The following is a 21,610-nucleotide window of genomic DNA, read 5'->3' on the forward strand; positions in this document are numbered from 1 at the left end:
CCCCCGCGCCGCGTCCCCGAGGCGATGCGCGGTCTGGGCCGACTCCGGGGCCGCACGGGCGGCGGGACGCTAGCCTGGTGCGGATCACGGAAAGGGGACGACCGGAAATGGTGCTGGAGGGGACGGCCCGCGCACTGCTGCGCAGGCTGGCGGCCGAGCAGGCGGAGGCACGGGTGCCGTCGCTGGTGGCGGCGATCGTGCGGGGCGGTGAGATCGCCTGGTTCGGGGCGCGCGGCCGGGTCGGCGGGGAGCCGCCCACCCGGGACACCCAGTACCGCATCGGGTCCATCACCAAGACCCTCGTGGCGACCGCCGTCATGCGGCTGCGCGACGAGGGCCGGCTCGACCTGCTCGACCCCCTGGACAAGCACGTGCCCGGCACACCGCTGGGCGACGTCACGGTCGCCCAGTTGCTGTCGCACAGCGGCGGGCTGACCGCCGAGTCGCCCGGCCAGTGGTGGGAGCGCACCCCGGGCGTGCCGGTGGGCGACCTGGTCGCCGCGCTCGGCCCCGAGTCCGCACGGCACCGGCCCGGCCGCCGCTACCACTACTCCAACCTCGGGTTCGCCCTGCTCGGCGAGCTGGTCGCGCGCAAGCGGTCGGCGCCGTGGGACGAGGTCGTACGCGAGGAGATCCTGGAGCCGCTCGGCATGCGCGACACCACCCCGCGCCCCCGTGCGCCGCACGCCACCGGATATGCCGTGCACCCGTGGGCCGACGCACTGCTGCCGGAGCCGGAGAACGACCACGGCGCCATGGCCCCCGCAGGGCAGATGTGGTCCACGGCGGCCGACCTGGCCCGGTGGGCGGCCTTCATCGGCGGCGACACCGGCGAGGTGCTGCGCCCGGCCACGGTCGCGGAGATGCGCGAGCCGGCCGTCGTGGAGGACGGCGACACCTGGACCCGCGGTTACGGGCTCGGCCTCCAACTGGCCCGGCACATCGGGCCCGGCGGCCCGCGGCGGCTGGCCGGCCACACCGGGTCGATGCCCGGCTTCCTCGCCACCGTGTGGGCCGACCCCGCCGACGGCGTGGCCGTGCTGTGGATGGCCAACACCACCTCGGGCGTGCGCAACCTCGACACCGCCCTGCTGGACATCCTGGCCGAGCACGAGCCGCCGCTGCCGGCCGAGTGGTCGCCCTCCCCCGTGGACGAGGACCTGCTGGCGCTGACCGGGCCGTGGTACTGGGGGCCGACGCCGTACGTGCTCCGGGTCCTGCCCCAGCGGGGCCTTTCGCTGACCCCGGTGAACGGGCAGGGCCGCGCCTCCCGGTTCACCGCCCGGACCGACGGCACCTGGGTGGGGCTCGACGGCTACTACGCCGGGGAGACCCTGCGGGTGGTCCGCTCCCCCGGCGGGGTGACCCACCTCGACCTCAACACGTTCATCTTCACGCGTGAGCCGTACGACCCGGCGGCCCCGGTGCCGGGCGGCGTCGACCCGGCCGGCTGGCGGTGACCCGTCGCCTGACCGGCCAGGCGACCGGTCAGGTGGTGGCCAGCGCGACCGTCGGCGACAGCCGGGCCGCGCGCATCGCCGGATAGAGGCCGGCGAGGGTGCCGATGACGAGCGTGGCGCCGACGGCGCCCGCGAACGCCCAGGCCGGGACCACCGGCGGCCAGCCGCGCGACAGCGCGTAGCCGGCGGTGGCCAGGCCGCCCAGCACCGCGCCCGCGATCCCGCCGAGCGCCGACAGCAGCAGCGACTCCGCGAGGAACTGCAGGCGCACCTGCCCGCGGGTGGCGCCCAGCGAGCGGCGCAGGCCGATCTCCTTGCGCCGCTCCAGCACCGAGATCACCATCGTGTTGGCCACGCCGACCCCGCCGACCAGCAGCGCGACCGCACCGAGGCCGAGCAGCAGGTTGGTGAACGCGCTCGCGGCCGCCGCCCGGGCCGCCAGCGCGTCGGAGGGCCTGCTGACCGTGACCTCCTCCGGGTTCTCCGGATTGACCGTGCGCGGCAGCACGGCACGTACGGCCTCCACCGACTCCTCGGCGGACCGCTCGTAGATCGTGGTCGGGTGGCCGTCGAAGCCCAGGTACTTCTCGGCGGCCGGGAACCCGACGAGCGCCGAGCGCTCGATCTCCGGGGCGAGCGGCATCGGGCCCAGGACGCCGACGACGGTGAACCACCGCTCACCCATCCAGACCTGTACGCCGATCCTGGTGATGCCGAGCCGCTGTGCGGCCTTGGCGCCCAGCACGACGGCGGGCCGCGCCTCGGTGGCGGCGTTCAGCCAGGCACCCTTGACGACCCGGCCCTCCAGGGTGGTGAGCAGGTCGGCGGTCGCGGCCTGGACGGCGATGCCGCCGGTCACGGCCTTGGGGATGCGGTCGGTGCGGCGGATGGTGGTGTCGACCGTGCCGGTGGCCGAGGCCGTGCGGACCGGTCCGATGCGCCGGACCATGCCGAGCGCCTCCACGGGCAGCTTGGCCTCCTCGCCGAACATCGTCTGCCCCGGTGCGACGGTGAGCAGGTTGGTGCCGAGCCGGTCGAGCTGGCGCAGCAACTGCTCGCGGGAGGAGGACGAGATGCCCAGCACCGCGATCATGGTGGCGATGCCGATGGCGATGCCGAGCGCGGACAGCACCACCCGCGCGGGGCGGGTGCGCAGCCCGGCCGCGCCGGTCCGCAGGACGTCGGACGGCCCGAGCCTGGCGGGGGTCAGCCGCTGACGGTTCATCGTGGTGCTCCCTTCGCCGCCCCCGCGGTTTCGGCATCCGGCAGCTTGGGGTTCGCTCCGGGAGGGCGGCGTCCGGCGCCCGCCCCGGCGTCGGCGACGACGCGGCCGTCGCGTACGCGCACCTGCCGGGGGCACCATTCGGCGATATCGGGGTCGTGGGTGATGACCGCGATCGTCGTGCCGGCGGCGTGCAGGTCGCGCAGGACGCCCAGCACCTCGGCGCCCGCCGCCGAGTCCAGGTTGCCGGTCGGCTCGTCGGCCAGCAGCAGCGGCGGGTCGCCCGCCACGGCGCGGGCCACCGCCACCCGCTGCTGCTCGCCGCCGGACAGCTGGTTGGGGCGGTGGCCCAGCCGGTGGCCGAGGCCCACCCGCTCCAGCGCGGCGGCGGCGCGTTCCCTCCGCGCCCGCAGCGGCGTGCCGGTGTACAGCAGGCCGTCGGCGACGTTGTCCAGCGCGCTCACCCCGGGCGCGAGGTGGAACTGCTGGAAGACGAAGCCCAGGTGGCGGGCGCGCAGCGCGGACAGCTCGCGGTCGGATAGCCCGGCCACGTCGTGCCCGGCGATCCGTACGGTGCCCGTGGTGGGCCGGTCCAGGGTCCCGATCAGGTGCAGCAGGGTCGACTTGCCGGAGCCGGACGGCCCGGCGATGGCGACCAGTTCGCCGGGTTCGACCAGCAGGTCCACCCCGCGCAGGGCCCGTACGCCGCCGCCGTAGTCCTTGGTCACCTCGCGCAGCTCCACCACGTAGGGCTGCTCGGGCTGCGGGATGCTCATGTGGCGGGCACCCCGACCTTCATGCCCTCGGTGAGCCCGGCGCCGGTGATCTCGACCATGCCGCTGCCGAAGGCGCCGAGCTCCACCGGGACCACGCGGGTGGAGGCGCCCTCGACCACCTCGACGCCGAAGCCGCCCTCCCGCAGGGCCAGCAGCGCCTCCACCGGCACGGCCAGCACGTTCTCGCGCCGCTCGCTGACCAGCTCCACCTCGACCGGGGCCTTGTCGAGGCGGGTCTTCGGGGTCTTGCTCAGGGTGATGTCGACGTCGATGGTGCTGCCCTCGTCCTGGCCCTGTCCGGAGGGGACCGCCTCCGCCACCGTGCCGACCGTGGTGATCTTCCCGGTGACCCGCTCGCCGCCGGGCAGTTCCACGGTGACCTTGGCGCCCTTCCTGGCCAGCGACTGGTCGTCGGTGGACAGGTCCACGTGCACCAGCCGCCGTACGCCCGACACGGTGAGGGCCGGACGACCGGGGGTGGTCCTGTCGCCGACCTCGACCTTGGCGTCGGTCACCCGGGCGGCGGCGGGCAGGAAGACCACCTGGGAGGCGTCCACCTGTCCGGTCTCGGGCAGCCCGGCGTCGTCCTGCCACTCCTTGACGGCCAGGTAGGTGGCGTAGCTGAAGTGGTCGTCCACGGTCAGGTCGTCGCCGTAGCCGAGGACCTTGAGGTTGCGTTCGAGCTGCTCGACGTCGGGGCCGTCGTCGACGCCCTGCCGTAGCGGGCGGTACATCGGCAGCGAGCCGTACATGAGGACCACCGGCCTGCGGTCGACCCTGAGCAGCGCGCGGCCGCGCCGTACGACCGCGCCCTCGGCGGGCACCCAGGTCACGGTGCCGGAGGCGTCAGTGCTCACCTGCCGCTCGCCGGAGTAGGTCAGCGACCCCTCGACGGTCTTGGTGTCGACCAGGTCCTGACGGGTGATCGACGCGGTGGCGGGCACCGGGGGCGAAGACGGCTCGGCCGCGCCGGCGCCGTCGCCGCCCGCCATGGCGACGGCGGTTCCCGCGGCGGCCAGGGCGAGGACTCCGGCGCCCGCGATCACCAGGCCCTTCCTCACGGCTTCCTCCCCGGCGCGAACTCCTCGCAGGCCTTCTGCGCCTCTTCCATCGCCTTCTCCTGGCCCGGTTTGATCTTGACCTGGAGCCCCTTTCCGGGTTCGGGGTCGGGCATGTCGACGCCGTGCTCGCGCATGCACTGGGCGAACTTGAGCATCCGGTCGCGCGCCTGGGGATCGTCGCCGCCGAGCTTGTCGCCGACCGCGTCCTTCATGAAGTGCTGGCAGGCCTGCATGGCCTTCTGCATCGTGGCCTCGTCGCCCTTCTTGCCGATGATCCGGACGCGGCCGTCGGGATCGGGGTCGGGCATGTCCACGCCGTGCTCGCGCATGCACTGGGCGAACTTGAGCTGGGCCTCCTGGCGGTCCACGGTGGCCGACGGCCTGGCCGTGGCGCCCGACGTGGTGCCCGACGTGGCGCCGCCCGCGCTGGCGATCCCGTCGTCCGCGGGGGCCGCGCCGCAGCCGGTCAGCGCCAGTGCGAGCCCCAGTGTGAGACCCAGTGTGGACCCCAGTGCCGGGCCCAGGGGGCGCAGCGGTCGTAAGCGCATGGGTCGTTCCTCCTCTGTCGTTCCTTCTCATCCGGGGCGTTCGCCCGGGACGGGGCCCAACTTCAGCGGAGGCGGTGCTAAACGCGGATAAGCGAGATCCGCTTATCCGCGGCTAACACCGACTGCGCCACTCTCGGAGCCGAGCGGGAGGTTGGGATGCGGGTGCTCGTGGTCGAGGACGAGGAACAGCTGGCCGAGGCCGTCGCCCGGGGGCTGCGGCTGCACGCCATCGCGGTGGACGTGGCCTACGACGGTCAGGAGGCGCTCGAGCTGGCCGCCTACGTCGATTACGACGTGGTCGTGCTCGACCGCGACCTGCCCGAGGTGCACGGCGACGACGTGTGCCGGGAGCTGGTCACGGCCAGTGGGGCGAGCCGCATCCTCATGCTGACGGCGGCCGGGCGGGTGCGGGACCGGGTCGGCGGCCTGTCTCTGGGCGCCGACGACTACCTGGTCAAGCCGTTCGCGTTCGCCGAGCTGGTGGCCCGGATCCGGGCGCTGGCCCGACGCTCGCCCCGGGCGGTGCCTGCGGTGATCGAGCGGGCCGGGATCCGGCTCGACCCGGCCCGCCGTACGGTGACGCGGGACGGGCGGCAGGTGGCGCTGGGCCGCAAGGAGTTCGACGTGCTGCACGAGCTCATGCGGGCCGGCGGAGGGCTGGTGACCTCGGCCCGGCTGCGCGCGAACGTGTGGGACGAGCACGCCGACGCCGGCACGGGCGTGCTGCGCGTCACGATCACCTCGCTGCGCCGCAAGCTGGGCGAGCCCGCCGTGATCGAGAACGTGCCGGGCCGGGGGTATCGGCTGTGATCCGTGTCCTGTCCCTGTGGAGCAGGCTCGGCCTGCGGATGCGGCTCACCCTGCTGTACGGCGGGCTGTTCTTCCTGGCGGGGTCGGTGCTGCTGTGGTTCACCCACCTGCTGACCGCGCGGGCGCTCAACCAGCGGTTCGTGGTGGCGGTGGCGTCGAAGGTGACCGGCGCCCCCGATGCCGTGTTCAGGGGCAGGTTGCCCGACAGCGACGTGCTCGCGCAGCAGGTGCGCAGCAACGTCGAGCAGGGGGCGGCCGACGTGCTGAGCGACGTGCTCCGCTCGTCGGTGATGGTCATGATCCTGGTCGGGGCCGTCGCGGTGGTGCTGGGCTACCTGGTGGCCGACCGCGCGCTGCGCCCGCTGGACCGGGTGACCGAGACCGCGCAGCGGCTGTCGGAGAGCACGCTGCACGAGCGGATCGCGCTGCGCGGCCCGCAGGACGAGGTCAAGCGCCTCGCCGACACCTTCGACGCGATGCTCGACCGGCTGCACCGGGTGTTCGACGCCCAGCGCCGTTTCATCGCCAACGCCTCCCACGAGCTGCGCACCCCGCTCGCGGTCAACCGTACGGTCCTGGAGGTGTCGCTGGAGGAGCCCGCGGCGTCGGAGGACCTCAAGGCGCTGGCTCGCGCGCTGCTCGGCACCAACGCGAGGTATGAGCGGCTGATCGAGGGCCTGCTCATGCTGGCGCAGTCGGAGCAGGAGCTGACCGCCCGCAAGCCGGTCGACCTGCGGCACATCGTCCGAATGGCGATGGAGCAGATCGACCTCCAGCCGCGCCGCAGGAAGGTGGTCGTCCACGAGGACCTGTGCCCGGCGGTCGTGCACGGCGACCCGCTGTTCCTCGAACGCTGCCTGGTCAACCTGCTGGAGAACGCGATCAAGTACAACGTGCGCGACGGAGAGGTCTGGATCCGGCTGCGGGAGGACGAGGCCGGGGTGAGCGTGACGGTGGAGAACACCGGGCCCCTGGTCTCGCCGTACGAGGTGGACGACCTGTTCGAGCCGTTCCGGCGGCTCGGCGGCGACCGCGTCCGCTCCGCCCGAGGGGCGGGGCTGGGCCTGTCCATCGTCCGGGCCATCGCCGTGGCGCACGGCGGCGGGGTGGAGGCGCTCGCCCGGCCGGAGGGCGGCCTGGCGGTGACCGTACGCCTGCCGAGGTGAGCCGGGTTCTCCTGCAATCGATGATCGCTCTGCGGCCGGTTACCCGGCTCTGCCGGGTTTGCTCCCTACTGATCAGTAAAATATGGGTTGTTCTAACTTGACCGGTTTGACCTGGTCTATTACGTTTTAGGCAGCTCAGGGCGCACTTGCTCATCTCAATGGTCAAGAAGCCCTCCTCAGACCGACGCGGCAAGCCGATCCCGGCCTGCCGCCCGGCCGCCGAGTCCGCGTCCGCGCGGAGCCGGGGACCCACCTCTCCTGGGGTGAATCGGCATACCTGCCGTAGGGCGACTTCCAGCCCGAACCCGTCAGCTAACCCGGTAGGCGGCATGGAAGTAAGGGAGTACGCCCCACCATGCACGTCCTCAACACCTGTGTTCGCGCTGCCCTCGCGGGCGGGGCCCTCGCCTCGGCCGTGCTGCTCGCGTCGCCGGCCGCGCACGCGGACAACCCGGCCACCGGCAAGGGCCCGACGGCCGCGAAGTCCATGGCCGAGATCGCTTCCACGCTGCCCAAGGTCAGCGCGGCCGACGTGCTGAACCTGGCCAGGAGCCAGATCGGGATCAGCGAGAACGCCAACGGCGGCGGAACCAAGTTCCAGCACTGGTACATGTCCACGCCGCGTGCCCGCGAGACCCTCGCCCGCGACGGCGGCACGATCGACGGCTACCTGAATGCCCCCTGGTGTGACATGTTCGTTTCCTGGGTGGGCCAGCAGCTCGGCATCGCGCCGGTCATGGGCTCCGACGCCTACACGGTGCAGCACGCCCAGTGGTTCGCCGACCACGGCCGCTGGGGCCACACGCCCAAGCCGGGCGCGGTGGTGTTCTTCAACTGGAACGGCAGCAAGGACATCGACGACGTCCAGCACGTCGGTTTCGTCGTCAAGGACAACGGCGACGGCACGATCCGGACCATCGAGGGCAACACCGGCGACGGCGGCGCCGTCGAGGCCCGCACCCGTCCCACCTGGCAGGTGGCCGGGTACGGCTACCCGATGTACCCCGCGGACACCTCCGCGTCCACCACCGCCTCCTCCTGAGAGACGGCCTCTGAAGCGCGCCGGTGATCCCGGCGCGCTTCGCCGTCCCCGCCGAAAGCCGCCCGACTGCCGCAAATTGACCTACAAGAGCGTGGGCTGCGAGCCTGGCGGCATGCACGCGTTCGACGTCCTCGGCGATCCGGTGCGCCGCCGGATCCTGGAACTGCTCGCCGAGGGCGAGCGCTCCGCCGGAGAGATCGGCGCGATCGTGCAGGAGGAGTTCGGGATCTCCCAGCCCGCGGTGTCGCAGCACCTGCGCGTGCTCCGGGAAAGCGGCTTCACGACGGTCCGCGCCGAGGGCACCCGGCGCCTGTACGCCGTCGATCCCACGCCGCTGCGCGAGGTCGACACCTGGCTCGACCACTTCCGCAGCTTCTGGAACCAGCGCCTGGACGCCCTGGGCACCGAACTCGCCCGCGGCAGGCGGGAGCGCCGTCTGCGGGACGACGCCCGACCGTGAAACGGCGGGTGCCGGCGGCGACGGCTCCTGTCAGGCGAATGATCGCGACCGGCTCGCCGGCAGGCTGTCGGCAAGAAAGCTCAGCGCGGCTGGTTGGTGGGATGGGTTGCCTGTTGGCGCGGCCGTGCTCGGTGGTGGTGGGGCTGTCGAAGACCGGTGCGTGCAGGGCTCGGGCCAGCGGGTTGCCGGCGACGATGTCCTGGCGGCCGTTGCGCACGAACGCCGAGGACATCGTCATGGAGTCCAGCAACCACTGGACACGCGGCGGGACCTGGACGTCCTTGCGCCGGGAGGGTGCACGGCGGGCGGGCCGTGCGGCGTGGCCAGGTCGAACAGGTAGGTGCGTTCGTCCTGGTCCAGTCGCAGTGCCTGGGCGACCGCGTCGAGCACGTCTTCGGACACGCCGCCGATGTGCCCCTTCTCCAGCCGGGTGTACCACTCGGTGCTCACTCCGGCCAGCACCGCGACCTCTTCGCGACGCAGCCCTGGGACCCGGCGCCGGCCGCTGGCGGGCTGCCCGACCTGCTCCGGTGTGAGCTTCGCGCGCCGGGTGGCGAGGAAATCCCGGATCTGGTCGCGGTTGTCGGGTCGCTGATCCATGCCCTCCACGGTAGCCGCAGGGTTTCCGCAGGTGGCCGGGGTAACGGGGGTGAGCTTGTCCCCCCTATAAACGCGCTCTGCCTCGCGTGCGGCCAAGCGGGTTTCCTGGATCAGCACGGTGAACGCGACCCCGATACGGAGATGGATATGAGCACGCGAGGAGAGGTCGTCGAGCGGGCCGCCGACGCGTTCGGCGCGCGCGGGCACTCGCCGGCGCGGCTCCCGCTGGTGGTCCATGTGCTGGCGGTGGGCGCCTTCTTGATGCTCACGACCGAGTTCGTGGTCGCGGGCCTGCTGCCGGAGATCGCCGGCGACCTGCGGGTGAGCGTACCCGAGGCGGGACTGCTGATCACGGTGTTCGCGGCCGGCATGATCATCGGCGCGCCGTCGATGGCGATGCTGACGCTGCGGCTGCCCAGGCGGTTGACGCTGATGCTCGCCTTGGGCGTGTTCGCGGCCGGGCATCTCGTCGTCGCGGTCGGCTCCAGCTTCGCGCTGCTCCTGGCAGCACGGTTTGTGACGGCGCTGGCGACCGGGGGCGTTCTGGGCGGTGGCCAACGTGACCGCCAGCCGCACCGCGGGCCCTGGGGCAAGCTCCCGAGTTTTGGGCCTGGTGAGCGCCGGAGGCATGCTCGCCAACGTCGTCGGGGTGCCTCTCGGCGCGTTCGCCGGGCAACTGGTGGGCTGGCGAGGCCCGTTCTGGGCGCTGGCGATCCTCGCGGTGGCGGCTGCCGCTCTGATCGCCCGCACCGTCCCGCACGATGGCGGCGATCACCGGGCACCACGGTCCTGCTGCCGACGATCTGCCTGCTGTCCGGGCAGGCCTGGGCCATGGTCGTTCTGGTCGTGCTGCTGGGGTTCTTCGGGCTCGGCGCCAATCCCGTGCTGATCTCCATGTCGGTTCGCTTCGCCGGTCAGGCGCCCACCCTGGCGTCCGCCCTGAGCGTCTCGGCGTTCAATTTCGGCACCGCCGTCGGCACCTGGATCGCCGGGCGCGCCCTCGACTCGTCCCTGGAGACCACCGGACCCGCTGTGGTCGGCACCGCCATCGCCGCACTGACCCTGATCCCCACGATCACGATCGCCCTGACTCAGCGCCGCCGCGTCGCCGCACCCGTCCACTAGGTCCCCGCCACCGGGTGTATGGCCAGGTCAGCTGGGGGAAGGCGGCAAGGAGCCACAACGCTGGAACCCGTTCGCGGCCACGGCCCGGGGCAGCGCCCTGCCGCCACCACCTGAGAAACACAACCATCTGAGAATGGAGCATTTCGATGCGTGCAACCTTGATGTACGGCGCCGGCGACGTCCGGGTCGAGGAGGTGCCGGACCCGGTCGTCAAGCTGCCCACCGACGCGCTGGTCCGCGTCACCGCGTCCTGTATCTGCGGCAGCGACCTGTGGCCCTACGGCTCGATGAAGCCAGACGACGGCCCTGCCCGGATGGGGCACGAGCTGATCGGAATCGTCGAGGACACCGGCTCCGAGGTGACGACCCTCAAGCGGGGCGACCTGGTCGTCGCGCCGTTCGCCATCTCCGACAACACCTGCGACTTCTGCCGCGAGGGCCTGCACACCTCCTGCGCTCACCCGCAGGCCACCTTCTTCGACGGCCTGTCCGACGAGGGCGGACAGGCCGAAGCGGTCCGTGTCCCGCTCGCCGACGGCACCCTGGTCAAGCTCCCCGTGGAAGCGGACTCGGCCCTCATGCCGTCCCTGCTGACACTCTCGGACGTGTTCGGCACCGGCTACCACGCCGCCGTGGCCGGCGGCGTCACCCCGCGCACCCGCGTCACCGTGATCGGTGACGGCGCTGTGGGCCTGCTGGCGGTGCTGTCGGCCAAGCGCCTTGGCGCCGAACAGATCATCCTGATGGGACGCCACCAGGCGCGCACCGACCTCGGCCGCGAGTTCGGCGCCACCGACGTCGTCTCCGCCCGGGGCGAGGAAGGCATCGAGGCGGTCCGCGAGCTCACCGGCGGGCACGGCACGCACGTGGTCCTGGAGGCCGTCGGCACCTTGCCCGCCTACCGGCAGGCCCTCGGCGTCGTACGCCCTGGCGGCGTCATCAGCCGCGTCGGCGTCCCGCAGTACGAAGATGCGCCGATCGGCATGGGCGGCCTGTTCCGCCACAACATCCGACTCGCCGGAGGACCCGCGCCGGTCCGCGCCTACATCGAAGAGCTGATGCCCGACATCCTGAACGGCACCATCGAACCGGGAAAGGTCTTCGACGCCACCACCGACCTGGACGGCGTCCCGGCCGGCTACCGGGACATGGCCGACCGCAAGAGCCTCAAGGTCCTCATCACACCCTGAGTTCCACTGCGGTTTGCTCGCCGCACCTTCATGCGGCGAACCGCTAGGCGCCGGGGTCGACCTCGCCACCACCCAGGCCCTGGTCAGGGGCGCTCGTGGTGGGGGCGATCCTCATGCGCGAAGGTCGTAACTGATGTGGGTGACCCGGTCGCTTTGCACGATACGCGGGTTGTCCAGCATGGTCACGGGAACCGTGTGCTCTCCGAAGAACCGGATCCCGTCACCGAGCAGGACCGGAACGACGTACATGTCGATCTGGTCCACCAGTCCGGCAGAGATCGCCTGCCCGGCGAGATCGCCCGCGGGCAGGGAGACGTCGCGGTCGCCGGCCGCCTGCTTGGCGCCCGCCACAGCTTCTTTCAGGTCCCCGACGAAGTGGAACGGGGCGCCGGGGTGGCGGCTCGGCCAGTCGCCGGGGGAACGGTGGGTGACCACGAAGACATGGTCGCCCACGGCGGGTTTGCCGCCCCAGCCGTCGGTGAGGTCGAACAGACGGCGTCCCATGATGGTCGCACCGACGCTCGCCCAGGTGGCGCGGAGGAAATCGGCGCTGGCGGCGGCCGGCCGGTAGCCGCCCTTCGGCCGGTACTGGTGCGGTGCGACAGGCACCTCCTGGGGGCCGTTGAAGTACCAGTCGAACAACGGTCCCACGCCGTCGTTCCGGTCGGCGATGAAACCGTCCGCGGACACGGCCGCACCGATGATCACCTTGCTCATGCGCGTTCTCCTGCCTGGACACGTCCACTCGGTTCGGGGTGGCGCCGACCGGGCGCTGATCGGCCCGCCCTGATCGGCCCGCCCTGATCGGTCTGCTCAGCGGACTCGGTCGTAGACCATGGCGATCTCGCCCAGCTCTCCGGTCTCCTGGTGGGTGAGCGTCCACTTCGTCGCCGGCAGGCCGTCGTCGAACAGGCGTCCCCCGCCTCCGGCGATCTGAGGGAAGATCATGAGATACAGCCGGTCGAGCAGGTCCGCCGACAGGAGCGGCTTGATGACGCTGACGCTGCTGTTGACGAGGATGTCGCCTCCGCCGGTGGCCTTGAGGTCGGTGACGACATCGGCGACGGGAGCGTTCACGATGCGGGTGCGTTCCCATGGCGCTTCGGTCAAGGTGGTCGAGAAGACCACCTTCTCGGTGTCGACCAGCCACTTGGCGTATCCGCGGTCACGCGGGTCGGCGTTCTCGTCTTCCGCGACCGACGGCCAGTACCCCAGGAATCCCTCGGCGTTGATCCGGCCGAGCACCGCCGTCGTCGCGCCCTCCCAGATGCGGTTCATCTGGTCTCGCGCGACCTCAGTGATCACGTAGGGAGCGAACGCAGCGAAATCGCCGGGCCCGCCGGGACCGTGGTAACGCCCGTCGAGGGTGAGACTCAGGTTCGCGGTCACTCTGCGGCCGGTCGAGTTGGTCATTGCGTGCTCCTTGTGTCGGTGTCGTGTGCATTCGGGGCAAGGGTCGCCGCGAGCTTGTCGAGGCTCTGGCCGAAGCCGATCTCGATGCCTGCGATGAAGTCCGCGGATTCGACGGTGCTGTCGGTGATGCGGAAGCGGACCTCGAGGTCCGTACCGGTGCCGGTGGGCCTGAGGTCGAGGTCGAGGTGGGCGGTGAAGGCCCGGCCGCCCTCGGGAAGCAGTGGGGAGAGCCGGTAGGCGAGGTGCTCATAGGGGCGCACCTCGTCGACGACTCCCTCCGCGCGCCCGGCGATGTGGTCGGAACCGTCGGTGTCCTCGGCGTCGCGGTACTCATGCGCGATTCGTCCGCCCGGTCGTGCCTCGAACACGAGCTCGGAGACGCGCAGGTCGTCGGGCGTCCACCAGCGGGCGAGCAGGGAGGCGTCGGTCAGGTGGCGCCAGACCAGCTCGGGCTGCCCCGCCAGCGACCGGTGGAACCCGAACGAGCGGCCGTCGGCCCATCCCGGCCCTTCTGCGGCGAGTCGCTCTTCGTGGAGGCTGAGCCCGTAGCGATCGTAGGTCTCGCGTGGGCCGCCGACCCGGTCCGCGGTGTCGGCGAGCCGGCTGAGCGCAGCCGCGAGCTCCCTCAGCGGCTCGGAACGGAGCGCGTAGATGCGGCGCTGACCGGTGCGCCGGGAGGTGACGATGCCGGCGCGTTCAAGGGTCTGCAGGTGCTTGGTCGTCTGCGGCTGACGTGCCTCGGCGAGCTGCGCCAGGACGCCGACCGGCCGGGGCCGCTCGGCCAACAGACTCACGAGCCGCCATCGGGCCGGGTCGGCCAGCGCGGTGAGGAGTACGTCCACGAGGAAAAGTATTCGCCATAGAGAATATTCGTGTCAAGGAATATCTTCGGCGAGGTGTCGTCGTAGCCGTGCTCTGCCGCCGGTCGAGCCGATGCGTCAGCCGGATCTGTCCCAGTCGGCTGCGCTCCGACGTCCACAAGCTGAAGGAACGCCGCTTGTCGCAACCGCCGCCCGCACGGGCTCAGAACCGGTAGCGGAGAATGCGTGCCCCTTGCCGAGACAAGGCCGTGCTGCGGGCGGTGAGACGGGTCAGCGCGCGTAGGGGTTGCGGGAACCGGGCTATTTCCGGTGCGCGGGTGAGGATCTGCTCCTCGATCAGTTCGAGGCCGGCGTCCCAGGACTCCGGTTCGTGTGGGTCGTCGAAGCCCTGGGCGGCTTTGATGCCGAGTGCCTTGATGGTCGGGTGGTACTTCATGGCCCAGGCCGCGAAGCGGGTGTAGCCGTTGAGCGCGAGCTCGCCCGAAGGGAAATGGCCGGCCAGCGCGCGGGTCATCGTCTGGAAGGAGTCGCCGGGCATGAAGGGGAGCAGTCCCTCGGCGACGATCACCGCAGGCCGGTCGCCGGGGATGGCTGCAAGCCAGTCGGAGCCGGTGAGGTCGGCTCCGACCAGGTGGGAACGTCCGGGCAGACATTCGGCCCGCAGGTGCACCACTTCCGGGAAGTCGATGTCGTACCAGTCGACGCCGGGCGGGGGATCACAGCGGAACATCCTGGTGTCCAGGCCGCAGCCCAGGTCGAGCACCACGCATCCGGGATGAGCGGCGATGTAGGCGCGGACGACGCCGTCGAGCTTCTTGGCGCGCAGTGCCGTGGTGAGGACGAGGTTGGGCTTGACCTTCAGCTTGCCGAAGTCGTAATCGATGTTGGCGGCCAGGTCGGCGGAGAGCGTATCGCCGAGGATCGGGCTGGGCAGCCCGGCGTCCAGGGCTCTGGCGTGGAGAGTGAGCAGCAGCGTTTCCTGGATCAGCCCGAGTTCGGGTTGCCAGCGGTGCATGGGGTTTCCTTAACGGCGTAGCGGATGGCGGGCCGCGAGGTTCTGCAGCCACGTCAGGGAGTCGTGGGCGGCCTTGATGCGCTCGGTGCGGTGCCCCTCGCCGCCCACGATGTCGAGCCCTTCGTCGGCGATCTCGCCGAACGCGCTCAGGCTTTCGAGCTTGCGCTGGATGACCTTCTGCCAGGCGTCGTCTTCGATGCGGTAGTAGGAGGTGCGATCCCCGGGCCTTCTCACCTTCTTGACCAGGCCGATGGCCGTGAGGAAGCGCATGTTCGAGGTGAGCGAGGCCCGGCTGGCCTGGATGACCTCCGCGATCTGGCCGGCGGACTGCTCGGCCGGATCGCAGATCATGAGCCAGCCGAGGATGCGTCCGGTGATGGGCGGCAGCCCCCACTCCTCGACGCAGAAGGCGGCCACCCGTTCCACCCAGCGGAGCAGCCGGTCCTGCTGTTCCTCAGTGCTCATCGTCGCATCCTCCGTCGTTGATCGTGTGCCGGTTCACTGTGTCATGGCGGCCACCGACTCGTAGGTGGGTGTCGGGGTGATGTCCGCGAGCCGGGTCCTGCGCAGGTGAAGGTCGAACCAGTCGATCGCGAGCGCCATCGCCTCCTTCAGGCCCGGGCCGGTGTAGAGGCCGAGCACGTCGTAGGGCAGCACCGCGAGCCGCTTGGGCTCGCCCGCCTTGGCGAAGGCGCTTTGCGCCTCCTCGAGCATGTGGTACGGATCCCAGCCGCCGTTGGCGATCATCAGCAGCGGCGTCGGTGCAAGCCGGTGGATGAGGTTCTCCGGTGCGAAGGTGAGCAGGTGCTCGGCTGAGTCGAGGGTCTTCTCGTTGCGGTAGGTGGGAAACAGGCGGGTCGACATGTCCGGGGTGTCCTTCACGCTGTCGCCCTCCAGCGTCAGGTGCGGCACGCGAGCGCTCTGCCCGCCTTCGTAGCGCCGCTGCCAGTCCTGCTGCAGTTGGTCGAGCAGCGCATGGACACCGGCGCGGCCGAGGAGGCGTTCCATGTACCGCCATCCGTTCCACACGCTGGGGCTCTGCACGACGACGCACTTGATGCGCCGATCGAGCACGGCGGCCTGGGCCGCAACCGATCCGCCGATGCTCACCCCCCACACGCCGATCCGCTCCGGCTGCACTTCGGGACGGGTCTGCAGGTAGGACACGGCGCTGCGGAAGTCCTCCACCTGCCGCTCCGGGTAGTCCAGGCCGCGCGGCTCGCCTTCGCTGGAGCCGACCGTGCGGTAGTCGATGGCCAGCACCGCGAAGCCGGCCTTGACGAAGTACGGAGCGAAGAACGCCAGCGCCTCTTTGACCATCACCCCGCTGTGCCCGAGCACCAGCCCGGGGACCGGGTCGCTCGTCTCGGGCAGGTAGAGATCGCCCGCGCAGCGGGTGCCGAGGCTGTTGAAGGTCACGTGTTCCATGGCTTGCTCGCACTCCCTCGCTAGATATTTCAAACATGACTGAAATATCTAGCAATGTCAACCTTGAAGGCTGTACAGGGAAGTGCCAAGTCCCGCCTCCAGCACCTGGCCAGCCTCGGCCGCCACGTACGCCTGGGCGAGGAGACCTCCGCCCGCATCACCGCTGAGCACGACCCCGCTGCCCGACGGCGCAAGCACCGACACCACGGCGCCTTCACCACGCGGTGGTGGCGGCGGGCCAGGCCCCCTCGCGGGTACCGGTGCGCGGGACTCGTCGGGACGCCGCGGCGTGTCCGGCACGTCTGCCGCGAGCAGTGGACCCGCGGATACCCCGTCAGTGGCCGATCTTGTCCAGCTCGGCGAGCTCCTCGTCGGAGAGCGAGAGTCCGGCGCCGGCGACGTTCTCGCGCAGGTGCGCCACCGAGGAGGTGCCGGGAATCAGCAGGATGTTCGGCGACCGCTGCAGCAACCAGGCCAGGGCGACAGACATCGGCGTCGCATCCAACCGGGCGGCTACGGCCGACAGCGCCGAGGACTGCAGCGGGCTGAAGCCGCCGAGCGGGAAGAAAGGCACGTAGGCGATGCCCTCTTCGGCGAGCTCGTCGATCAGCTCGTCGTCTTGGCGATAGGCGAGGTTGTACATGTTCTGCACGCACACGATCGGCGCGATCGCCCGTGCCTGGGCGACCTGTTCCGCCGTCGCGTTGCTGACTCCGAGGTGGCGGATCAGGCCCTGCTGCTGGAGTTCGACGAGCGTCTCGAACGGTTCGGCGAGCGAACCGGGTTGGGGTCCCTGGGCGTTGCCGAGCCGGAGGTTGACCAGGTCGAGCACCTCGAGGCCGAGGGTTTCAAGGTTCTCGTGTACGGCGCGGCGCAGGTCCTCGGGCTGTCGGGCCGGAGGCCAGCCGCCGTGCTCGTCGCGAATCGCGCCGACCTTGGTCACGATGTGCAGCGATTCTGGATATGGGCGCAGCGCTTCGTGAATCAGCTGGTTGGTCACGCGCGGCCCGTAGGCGGCGGCGGTGTCGATGTGGGTGATTCCGAGGTCGATGACCTCGCGGAGGACTGCGAGTGCGCCGTCGCGGTCGGCGGGCGGGCCCATGACCCCGGGACCGGCGAGCTGCATGGCGCCGTAGCCGAACCGGGTGACGGTCAGGTCGCCGAGGGTCCAGGTGCCGCCGGGAAGCGATGTGGAGAGCGTGCTCATGCCTCTGTCTTTCGTGTCGAGCTGGGGGTGGGGTGGTGCCTCACGGGCCCTTGCTGCAGTATTGACACGTAACTTCCTGACGGGAAGTAGGCACTTCGGAGTGCGTAAGCCACCCACGGGTTGGAGGAGCGGTCGATGGCGACGATGACGGCGGCCCAGAAGAGGGCACAGGCCAAGGCGGAATATGACGCTTTCGTGGCGGCGTGTCCTAGCCGCAAGCTGCTCGACCGGATCTCCGACAAATGGGTCACGTTGATCCTGGCCGCGCTGGGCAGCGGCGGCGGCTCGCCTCAGCCGGGCGCAGACTGTGCCGGCGAGCCCCGGTCGATGCGCTACTCGGAGCTGTCCCGCCGGCTGGCTGGCGTCAGCCAGAAGATGCTCACTCAGACGCTGCGCTCCCTGGAGCGTGACGGTCTGATCACCCGCACCGCGACGCCGACCGTGCCCGTCACGGTCACCTACGAGCTGACCGACCTCGGTCTCTCACTGCACCAATTGATGCGCGGCATCAAGACCTGGGCCGAGACGCACATGGACGATGTGCTCGCCAACCGTGCGACGTACGACACCCGCACCGCCTGCACCAAGGAGCTGCCTTGACCTCGATGACCAGCGGCGGCTCGACGACGATGACGGTGCTGGGTTCGTAGGGTCGGCGGCCGCCCCGGACCCGCCCGCACGCCCGCCACGGCCGGCCTGCGCCCCGGACCCGGGGCGGCTCTCCTTCAAGCGGCCGGCCGTTGCACGATGTTCCGGGACGGCGTGGGTCAGGCTCCGACGTAGGCCGCGAGGTGCTCGCCGGTGAGGGTGGAGCGGGCGGCGACGAGGTCGGCCGGGGTGCCCTCGAAGACGATCCGGCCGCCGTCGTGACCGGCGCCGGGACCCAGGTCGATGATCCAGTCGGCGTGCGCCATGACCGCCTGGTGGTGCTCGATCACGATGACCGACTTGCCGGAGTCGACCAGCCGGTCCAGCAGGCCGAGCAGTTGCTCGACGTCGGCGAGGTGGAGGCCGGCGGTCGGCTCGTCGAGGACGTAGACGCCGCCCTTGTCGGCCATGTGAGTGGCCAGCTTGAGCCGCTGCCGCTCGCCGCCGGAGAGCGTGGTGAGCGGCTGGCCGAGGGTGAGGTAGCCCAGCCCGACGTCGGCGAGCCGGTCGAGGATGGCGCGCGCGGCGGGCGTGCGCGCCTCGCCGGAGCCGAAGAACTCCTGGGCCTCGGTCACCGGCATCGCCAGCACCTCGCTGATGTCGCGCCCGCCGAGCCGGTGCTCCAGCACCGCCGCCTGGAACCGCTTCCCCTCGCACTCCTCGCAGGTGGTGGAGACGCCGGCCATCATCGCCAGGTCGGTGTAGATGACGCCGGCGCCGTTGCAGGTGGGGCAGGCACCCTCGGAGTTGGCGCTGAACAGCGCCGGCTTCACGCCGTTGGCCTTCGCGAACGCCTTGCGGATCGGGTCGAGCAGTCCGGTGTAGGTCGCCGGGTTGCTGCGCCGCGAGCCGCGGATGCCGCCCTGGTCGACCGACACCACGCCCGCGCCTGCGGGGATCGACCCGTGGATGAGCGAGCTCTTGCCCGAGCCGGCGACGCCGGTGACGACGACGAGCACCCCGAGCGGGATGTCGACGTCGACGTCGCGCAGGTTGTTCGCCGTCGCGCCGCGGATCTCCAGCGTGCCGGTGGGCTTGCGCACCGTCTCCTTGAGAGCGGCCCGGTCGTCGAAATGGCGGCCGGTGATGGTGCCGCTGGTCCGCAGCCCCTCGACGCTGCCCTCGAAGCAGACCATGCCGCCCGCCGTGCCGGCGCCGGGGCCGAGGTCGACGACGTGGTCGGCGATCGCGATCATCTCCGGCTTGTGCTCCACGACCAGCACCGTGTTGCCCTTGTCCCGCAGGCGGAGCAGCAGATCGTTCATCCGCTGGATGTCATGAGGGTGCAGGCCCGTCGTGGGCTCGTCGAAGACGTAGGTGACGTCGGTGAGCGAGGAGCCGAGGTGGCGGATCATCTTGACGCGCTGCGCCTCGCCGCCCGACAGCGTGCCCGACGCCCGGTCGAGCGACAGATAGCCCAGCCCGATCTCCACGAACGAGTCGAGGAGCTGCTGCAACGTCGTGAGCAGCGGCGCGACCGACGGCTCGTCGAGGCCGCGGACCCAGTCGGCCAGGTCGCTGATCTGCATCGCGCAGGCGTCGGCGATGCTGATCCCCTTGATCTTGGACGACCGGGCTGCCTCGCTGAGCCGGGTGCCGCCGCAGTCGGGGCAGGTCATGAACTTCACCGCCCGCTCCACGAACGCCCGGACGTGCGGCTGCAACGCCTCCTTGTCTTTGGACAGCATCGACTTCTGGATCCGCGGGATCAGACCCTCGTAGGTGAGGTTGATGTTGTCGACCTTGATCTTGGTCGGCTCCTTGTGGAGCAGGTCGTGGAGCTCCTTCTTGGTGAACTCGCGGATCGGCTTGTCCGGGTCGAAGAAACCGGATCCGCTGAAGATGCGGCCGTACCAGCCGTCGACGCTGTAGCCGGGGATCGTGAGCGCGCCCTCGTTGAGCGACTTGGAGTCGTCGTACAGCTGGGACAGGTCGATGTCGGAGGTCCGGCCCATGCCCTCACAGCGCGGGCACATGCCGCCGGTGACGCTGAACTCGCGCCGCTCCTTCACGGTCTTGCCGCCGCGCTCGAATTTGACCGCGCCCGCTCCGCTGACCGAGGCGACGTTGAAGGAGAACGCCTGGGGCGAGCCGATGTGCGGCCGGCCGAGCCGGCTGAACAGGATGCGCAGCATGGCGTTGGCGTCGGTGACGGTGCCGACCGTGGAGCGGGGGTTGGGGCCCATCCGCTCCTGGTCGACGACGATCGCGGTCGTCAGCCCGTCGAGCACGTCGACCTCGGGACGGGACAGCGTCGGCATGAAGCCCTGCACGAACGCGGAGTAGGTCTCGTTGATCAGCCGCTGCGATTCGGCGGCGATCGTGCTGAACACCAGCGAGCTCTTGCCCGAGCCCGAGACACCCGTGAACACCGTGAGCCGGCGCTTCGGGATCTCGATGCTGACGTCCTTGAGGTTGTTCTCGCGCGCGCCGTACACGCGAATCAGGTCGTGGGTGTCGGCAACGTGCGGCGCAGGGGACTGCGCGTCCGTCCTCGTGGCCATGCTTATCGTGTTCTCCATTTGATCAGGTGGGGGCCGCCTTCGCGGTCCCGTCGGCGTCGCCAGGCTCGATCTAACCAGCTCTGACCAGTACGTCTGGTCCTCTCGCCGGTGCGGGCGGACGCGGACCAGCGGTCGGGGCGTGGCCGGCTCAGCGCAGCTCGTTGATGCGGATCAGGTTGCCGGCGGGATCGCGGACGGCGAAGTCGCGCACCCCGTACGGCTGCTCGATCGGCTCCTGCACGATCTCGGCGCCGCTGGTCTGAAGCCGGTCGAAGAAGCCGTCGAGGTCCTCGGTGGCCAGGGTGATCATGGCGTAGGTACCCTTGGCCATCATCTCGGCGATGGTGCGACGCTCGTCTTCGGTGATCCCGGGGTTGCCGCCAGGCGGGTAAAGGACGATGGACGTGCCGGGCTGGTTGACGGGGCCGACCGTGATCCAGCGCATCCCGCCGTAACCGGCGTCGCCCCGGACCTCGAAACCGAGGACGTCGCGGTAGAAGGCCAGGGCCACGTCCGCGTCGTCGTGCGGGAGGAAGGCCGAGTGAATGGTGACGTCCATGGCACTCACGCTAGCTGCGGCTCGGTGACCGGCACTTCTCGATTCCTGACCGGCCTGGTCACCTGTTTCGCCACGCACGGCGGCATCCCGGCCGTAGCGCCCGCCGCCTGGCGCCGGTAGGTGCTGGGCGGCACACCGACCAACTCGGTGAAGCGCGTGCTGAAGGTGCCCAGCGACGAGCAGCCGACCGCGAAACAGACCTCGGTCACGCTCAGGTCGCCGCGACGCAGCAGCGCCATCGCGCGCTCGATCCGCCGCGTCATGAGATAGCTGTAGGGCGACTCACCGTAGGCGAGCCGGAACTGGCGGCTGAGGTGCCCCGCGGACATGTTCACGCCACGGGCGAGCGCCTCGACGTCCAGCGGCTGCGCGTACTCCCGGTCGATCCGGTCACGGACCCGGCGCAGCAGCGCGAGGTCGCGCAGGTGCTGGGCCGAGGCGGGTCTGCTGCTCACGCGAGAATCGTACGTCGCGCCACCGACAATTCAGCGTGCCGGCGACCCGCACCCGTTGCCTGACCTGCGGCGCGTCCGGGCCGCCGCGACGCCACGCGAC

General features: G+C 70.9%; 23 protein-coding genes and 1 riboswitch. Of the genes, 8 read left to right on the forward strand and 15 right to left on the reverse strand.

Annotated elements, in window-relative coordinates:
• Window positions 1–77: 77 nt before the first annotated feature.
• Complete coding sequence (locus tag Msi02_RS13580) at window positions 78–1,460, forward strand: serine hydrolase domain-containing protein (protein WP_239108381.1); 1,383 nt, start codon at window positions 78–80, stop codon at window positions 1,458–1,460.
• 28 nt (window positions 1,461–1,488) lie between these two features.
• On the opposite strand, the gene Msi02_RS13585 is transcribed toward Msi02_RS13580, so the two are convergent.
• From Msi02_RS13585 to Msi02_RS13600, 4 genes are read right to left on the reverse strand one after another with little or no spacing between them, the layout of a single operon-like run.
• Window positions 1,489–2,685, reverse strand: coding sequence for an ABC transporter permease (locus Msi02_RS13585; protein WP_204048672.1), 1,197 nt, complete (start codon window positions 2,683–2,685; stop codon window positions 1,489–1,491).
• Window positions 2,682–3,458 (reverse strand): ABC transporter ATP-binding protein, encoded by a 777-nt coding sequence (locus tag Msi02_RS13590; RefSeq protein ID WP_204048673.1) that lies wholly within the window; start codon window positions 3,456–3,458, stop codon window positions 2,682–2,684. Before Msi02_RS13590 ends, Msi02_RS13585 begins: the two co-directional genes overlap by 4 nt.
• Complete coding sequence (locus tag Msi02_RS13595) at window positions 3,455–4,519, reverse strand: efflux RND transporter periplasmic adaptor subunit (RefSeq protein ID WP_239108382.1); 1,065 nt, start codon at window positions 4,517–4,519, stop codon at window positions 3,455–3,457. The genes Msi02_RS13590 and Msi02_RS13595 overlap by 4 nt, the downstream gene beginning before the upstream one ends.
• Complete coding sequence (locus Msi02_RS13600; protein ID WP_204048674.1) at window positions 4,516–5,067, reverse strand: hypothetical protein; 552 nt, start codon at window positions 5,065–5,067, stop codon at window positions 4,516–4,518. Before Msi02_RS13600 ends, Msi02_RS13595 begins: the two co-directional genes overlap by 4 nt.
• A gap of 156 nt (window positions 5,068–5,223) precedes the next feature.
• Between Msi02_RS13600 and Msi02_RS13605 the strand changes: the two genes are divergently transcribed.
• From Msi02_RS13605 to Msi02_RS13620, 4 genes are all read left to right on the forward strand, one after another.
• Entirely contained in the window at window positions 5,224–5,877 is a 654-nt protein-coding gene (locus Msi02_RS13605) for a response regulator transcription factor (RefSeq protein WP_204048675.1), read from the forward strand.
• On the forward strand, window positions 5,874–7,043 hold the full coding sequence (locus Msi02_RS13610) for a sensor histidine kinase (protein ID WP_239108383.1): 1,170 nt from the start codon (window positions 5,874–5,876) through the stop codon (window positions 7,041–7,043). The genes Msi02_RS13605 and Msi02_RS13610 overlap by 4 nt, the downstream gene beginning before the upstream one ends.
• A gap of 207 nt (window positions 7,044–7,250) precedes the next feature.
• A riboswitch (cyclic di-AMP (ydaO/yuaA leader) is annotated at window positions 7,251–7,384 on the forward strand.
• A 14-nt stretch (window positions 7,385–7,398) separates the two neighbouring features.
• A complete protein-coding gene (locus Msi02_RS13615; protein WP_204048676.1) occupies window positions 7,399–8,085 on the forward strand; it encodes a CHAP domain-containing protein in 687 nt (228 codons plus the stop codon).
• Between the two features lie 112 nt (window positions 8,086–8,197).
• Complete coding sequence (locus tag Msi02_RS13620; protein ID WP_204048677.1) at window positions 8,198–8,545, forward strand: ArsR/SmtB family transcription factor; 348 nt, start codon at window positions 8,198–8,200, stop codon at window positions 8,543–8,545.
• Window positions 8,546–8,779: 234 nt separating this feature from the next.
• On the opposite strand, the gene Msi02_RS13625 is transcribed toward Msi02_RS13620, so the two are convergent.
• Window positions 8,780–9,145, reverse strand: coding sequence for a helix-turn-helix domain-containing protein (locus tag Msi02_RS13625; protein WP_308441805.1), 366 nt, complete (start codon window positions 9,143–9,145; stop codon window positions 8,780–8,782).
• Window positions 9,146–9,292: 147 nt separating this feature from the next.
• On the opposite strand from Msi02_RS13625, the gene Msi02_RS44785 reads away from it, so the two are divergent.
• Window positions 9,293–10,270 (forward strand): MFS transporter, encoded by a 978-nt coding sequence (locus Msi02_RS44785; protein ID WP_444543490.1) that lies wholly within the window; start codon window positions 9,293–9,295, stop codon window positions 10,268–10,270.
• 146 nt (window positions 10,271–10,416) lie between these two features.
• Window positions 10,417–11,460, forward strand: coding sequence for a zinc-dependent alcohol dehydrogenase family protein (locus Msi02_RS13635; protein WP_204048678.1), 1,044 nt, complete (start codon window positions 10,417–10,419; stop codon window positions 11,458–11,460).
• 111 nt (window positions 11,461–11,571) lie between these two features.
• Here Msi02_RS13635 and Msi02_RS13640 read toward each other — a convergent pair whose 3' ends face one another.
• The 7 genes from Msi02_RS13640 to Msi02_RS13670 form a co-directional block, all read right to left on the reverse strand.
• Window positions 11,572–12,177: a dihydrofolate reductase family protein gene (locus tag Msi02_RS13640; protein ID WP_204048679.1), complete on the reverse strand. Its 606-nt coding sequence runs from the start codon at window positions 12,175–12,177 to the stop codon at window positions 11,572–11,574.
• Between the two features lie 96 nt (window positions 12,178–12,273).
• On the reverse strand, window positions 12,274–12,873 hold the full coding sequence (locus tag Msi02_RS13645) for a dihydrofolate reductase family protein (protein WP_204048680.1): 600 nt from the start codon (window positions 12,871–12,873) through the stop codon (window positions 12,274–12,276).
• On the reverse strand, window positions 12,870–13,715 hold the full coding sequence (locus Msi02_RS13650; RefSeq protein WP_204048681.1) for a metalloregulator ArsR/SmtB family transcription factor: 846 nt from the start codon (window positions 13,713–13,715) through the stop codon (window positions 12,870–12,872). Before Msi02_RS13650 ends, Msi02_RS13645 begins: the two co-directional genes overlap by 4 nt.
• A gap of 181 nt (window positions 13,716–13,896) precedes the next feature.
• Complete coding sequence (locus Msi02_RS13655; protein ID WP_204048682.1) at window positions 13,897–14,709, reverse strand: class I SAM-dependent methyltransferase; 813 nt, start codon at window positions 14,707–14,709, stop codon at window positions 13,897–13,899.
• 9 nt (window positions 14,710–14,718) lie between these two features.
• Window positions 14,719–15,174, reverse strand: coding sequence for a GbsR/MarR family transcriptional regulator (locus tag Msi02_RS13660; RefSeq protein ID WP_204048683.1), 456 nt, complete (start codon window positions 15,172–15,174; stop codon window positions 14,719–14,721).
• A 33-nt stretch (window positions 15,175–15,207) separates the two neighbouring features.
• Window positions 15,208–16,170 (reverse strand): alpha/beta hydrolase, encoded by a 963-nt coding sequence (locus tag Msi02_RS13665; RefSeq protein WP_275414133.1) that lies wholly within the window; start codon window positions 16,168–16,170, stop codon window positions 15,208–15,210.
• 301 nt (window positions 16,171–16,471) lie between these two features.
• Window positions 16,472–17,344, reverse strand: coding sequence for an aldo/keto reductase family oxidoreductase (locus tag Msi02_RS13670; RefSeq protein ID WP_204048685.1), 873 nt, complete (start codon window positions 17,342–17,344; stop codon window positions 16,472–16,474).
• 135 nt (window positions 17,345–17,479) lie between these two features.
• Between Msi02_RS13670 and Msi02_RS13675 the strand changes: the two genes are divergently transcribed.
• Window positions 17,480–17,944, forward strand: a complete 465-nt coding sequence (locus tag Msi02_RS13675; RefSeq protein ID WP_204048686.1) for a winged helix-turn-helix transcriptional regulator — start codon at window positions 17,480–17,482, stop codon at window positions 17,942–17,944.
• Window positions 17,945–18,111: 167 nt separating this feature from the next.
• On the opposite strand, the gene Msi02_RS13680 is transcribed toward Msi02_RS13675, so the two are convergent.
• The 3 genes from Msi02_RS13680 to Msi02_RS13690 all read right to left on the reverse strand — a co-directional run bounded on the left by Msi02_RS13680 (window position 18,112) and on the right by Msi02_RS13690 (window position 21,510).
• Window positions 18,112–20,496, reverse strand: coding sequence for an ATP-binding cassette domain-containing protein (locus tag Msi02_RS13680; protein WP_204048687.1), 2,385 nt, complete (start codon window positions 20,494–20,496; stop codon window positions 18,112–18,114).
• Between the two features lie 148 nt (window positions 20,497–20,644).
• Window positions 20,645–21,055, reverse strand: a complete 411-nt coding sequence (locus tag Msi02_RS13685; protein WP_204048688.1) for a VOC family protein — start codon at window positions 21,053–21,055, stop codon at window positions 20,645–20,647.
• 5 nt (window positions 21,056–21,060) lie between these two features.
• Entirely contained in the window at window positions 21,061–21,510 is a 450-nt protein-coding gene (locus Msi02_RS13690) for a helix-turn-helix transcriptional regulator (RefSeq protein WP_079313987.1), read from the reverse strand.
• Window positions 21,511–21,610: the final 100 nt, after the last annotated feature.

This window comes from Microbispora siamensis (assembly GCF_016863095.1).
Classification (GTDB): domain Bacteria; phylum Actinomycetota; class Actinomycetes; order Streptosporangiales; family Streptosporangiaceae; genus Microbispora; species Microbispora siamensis.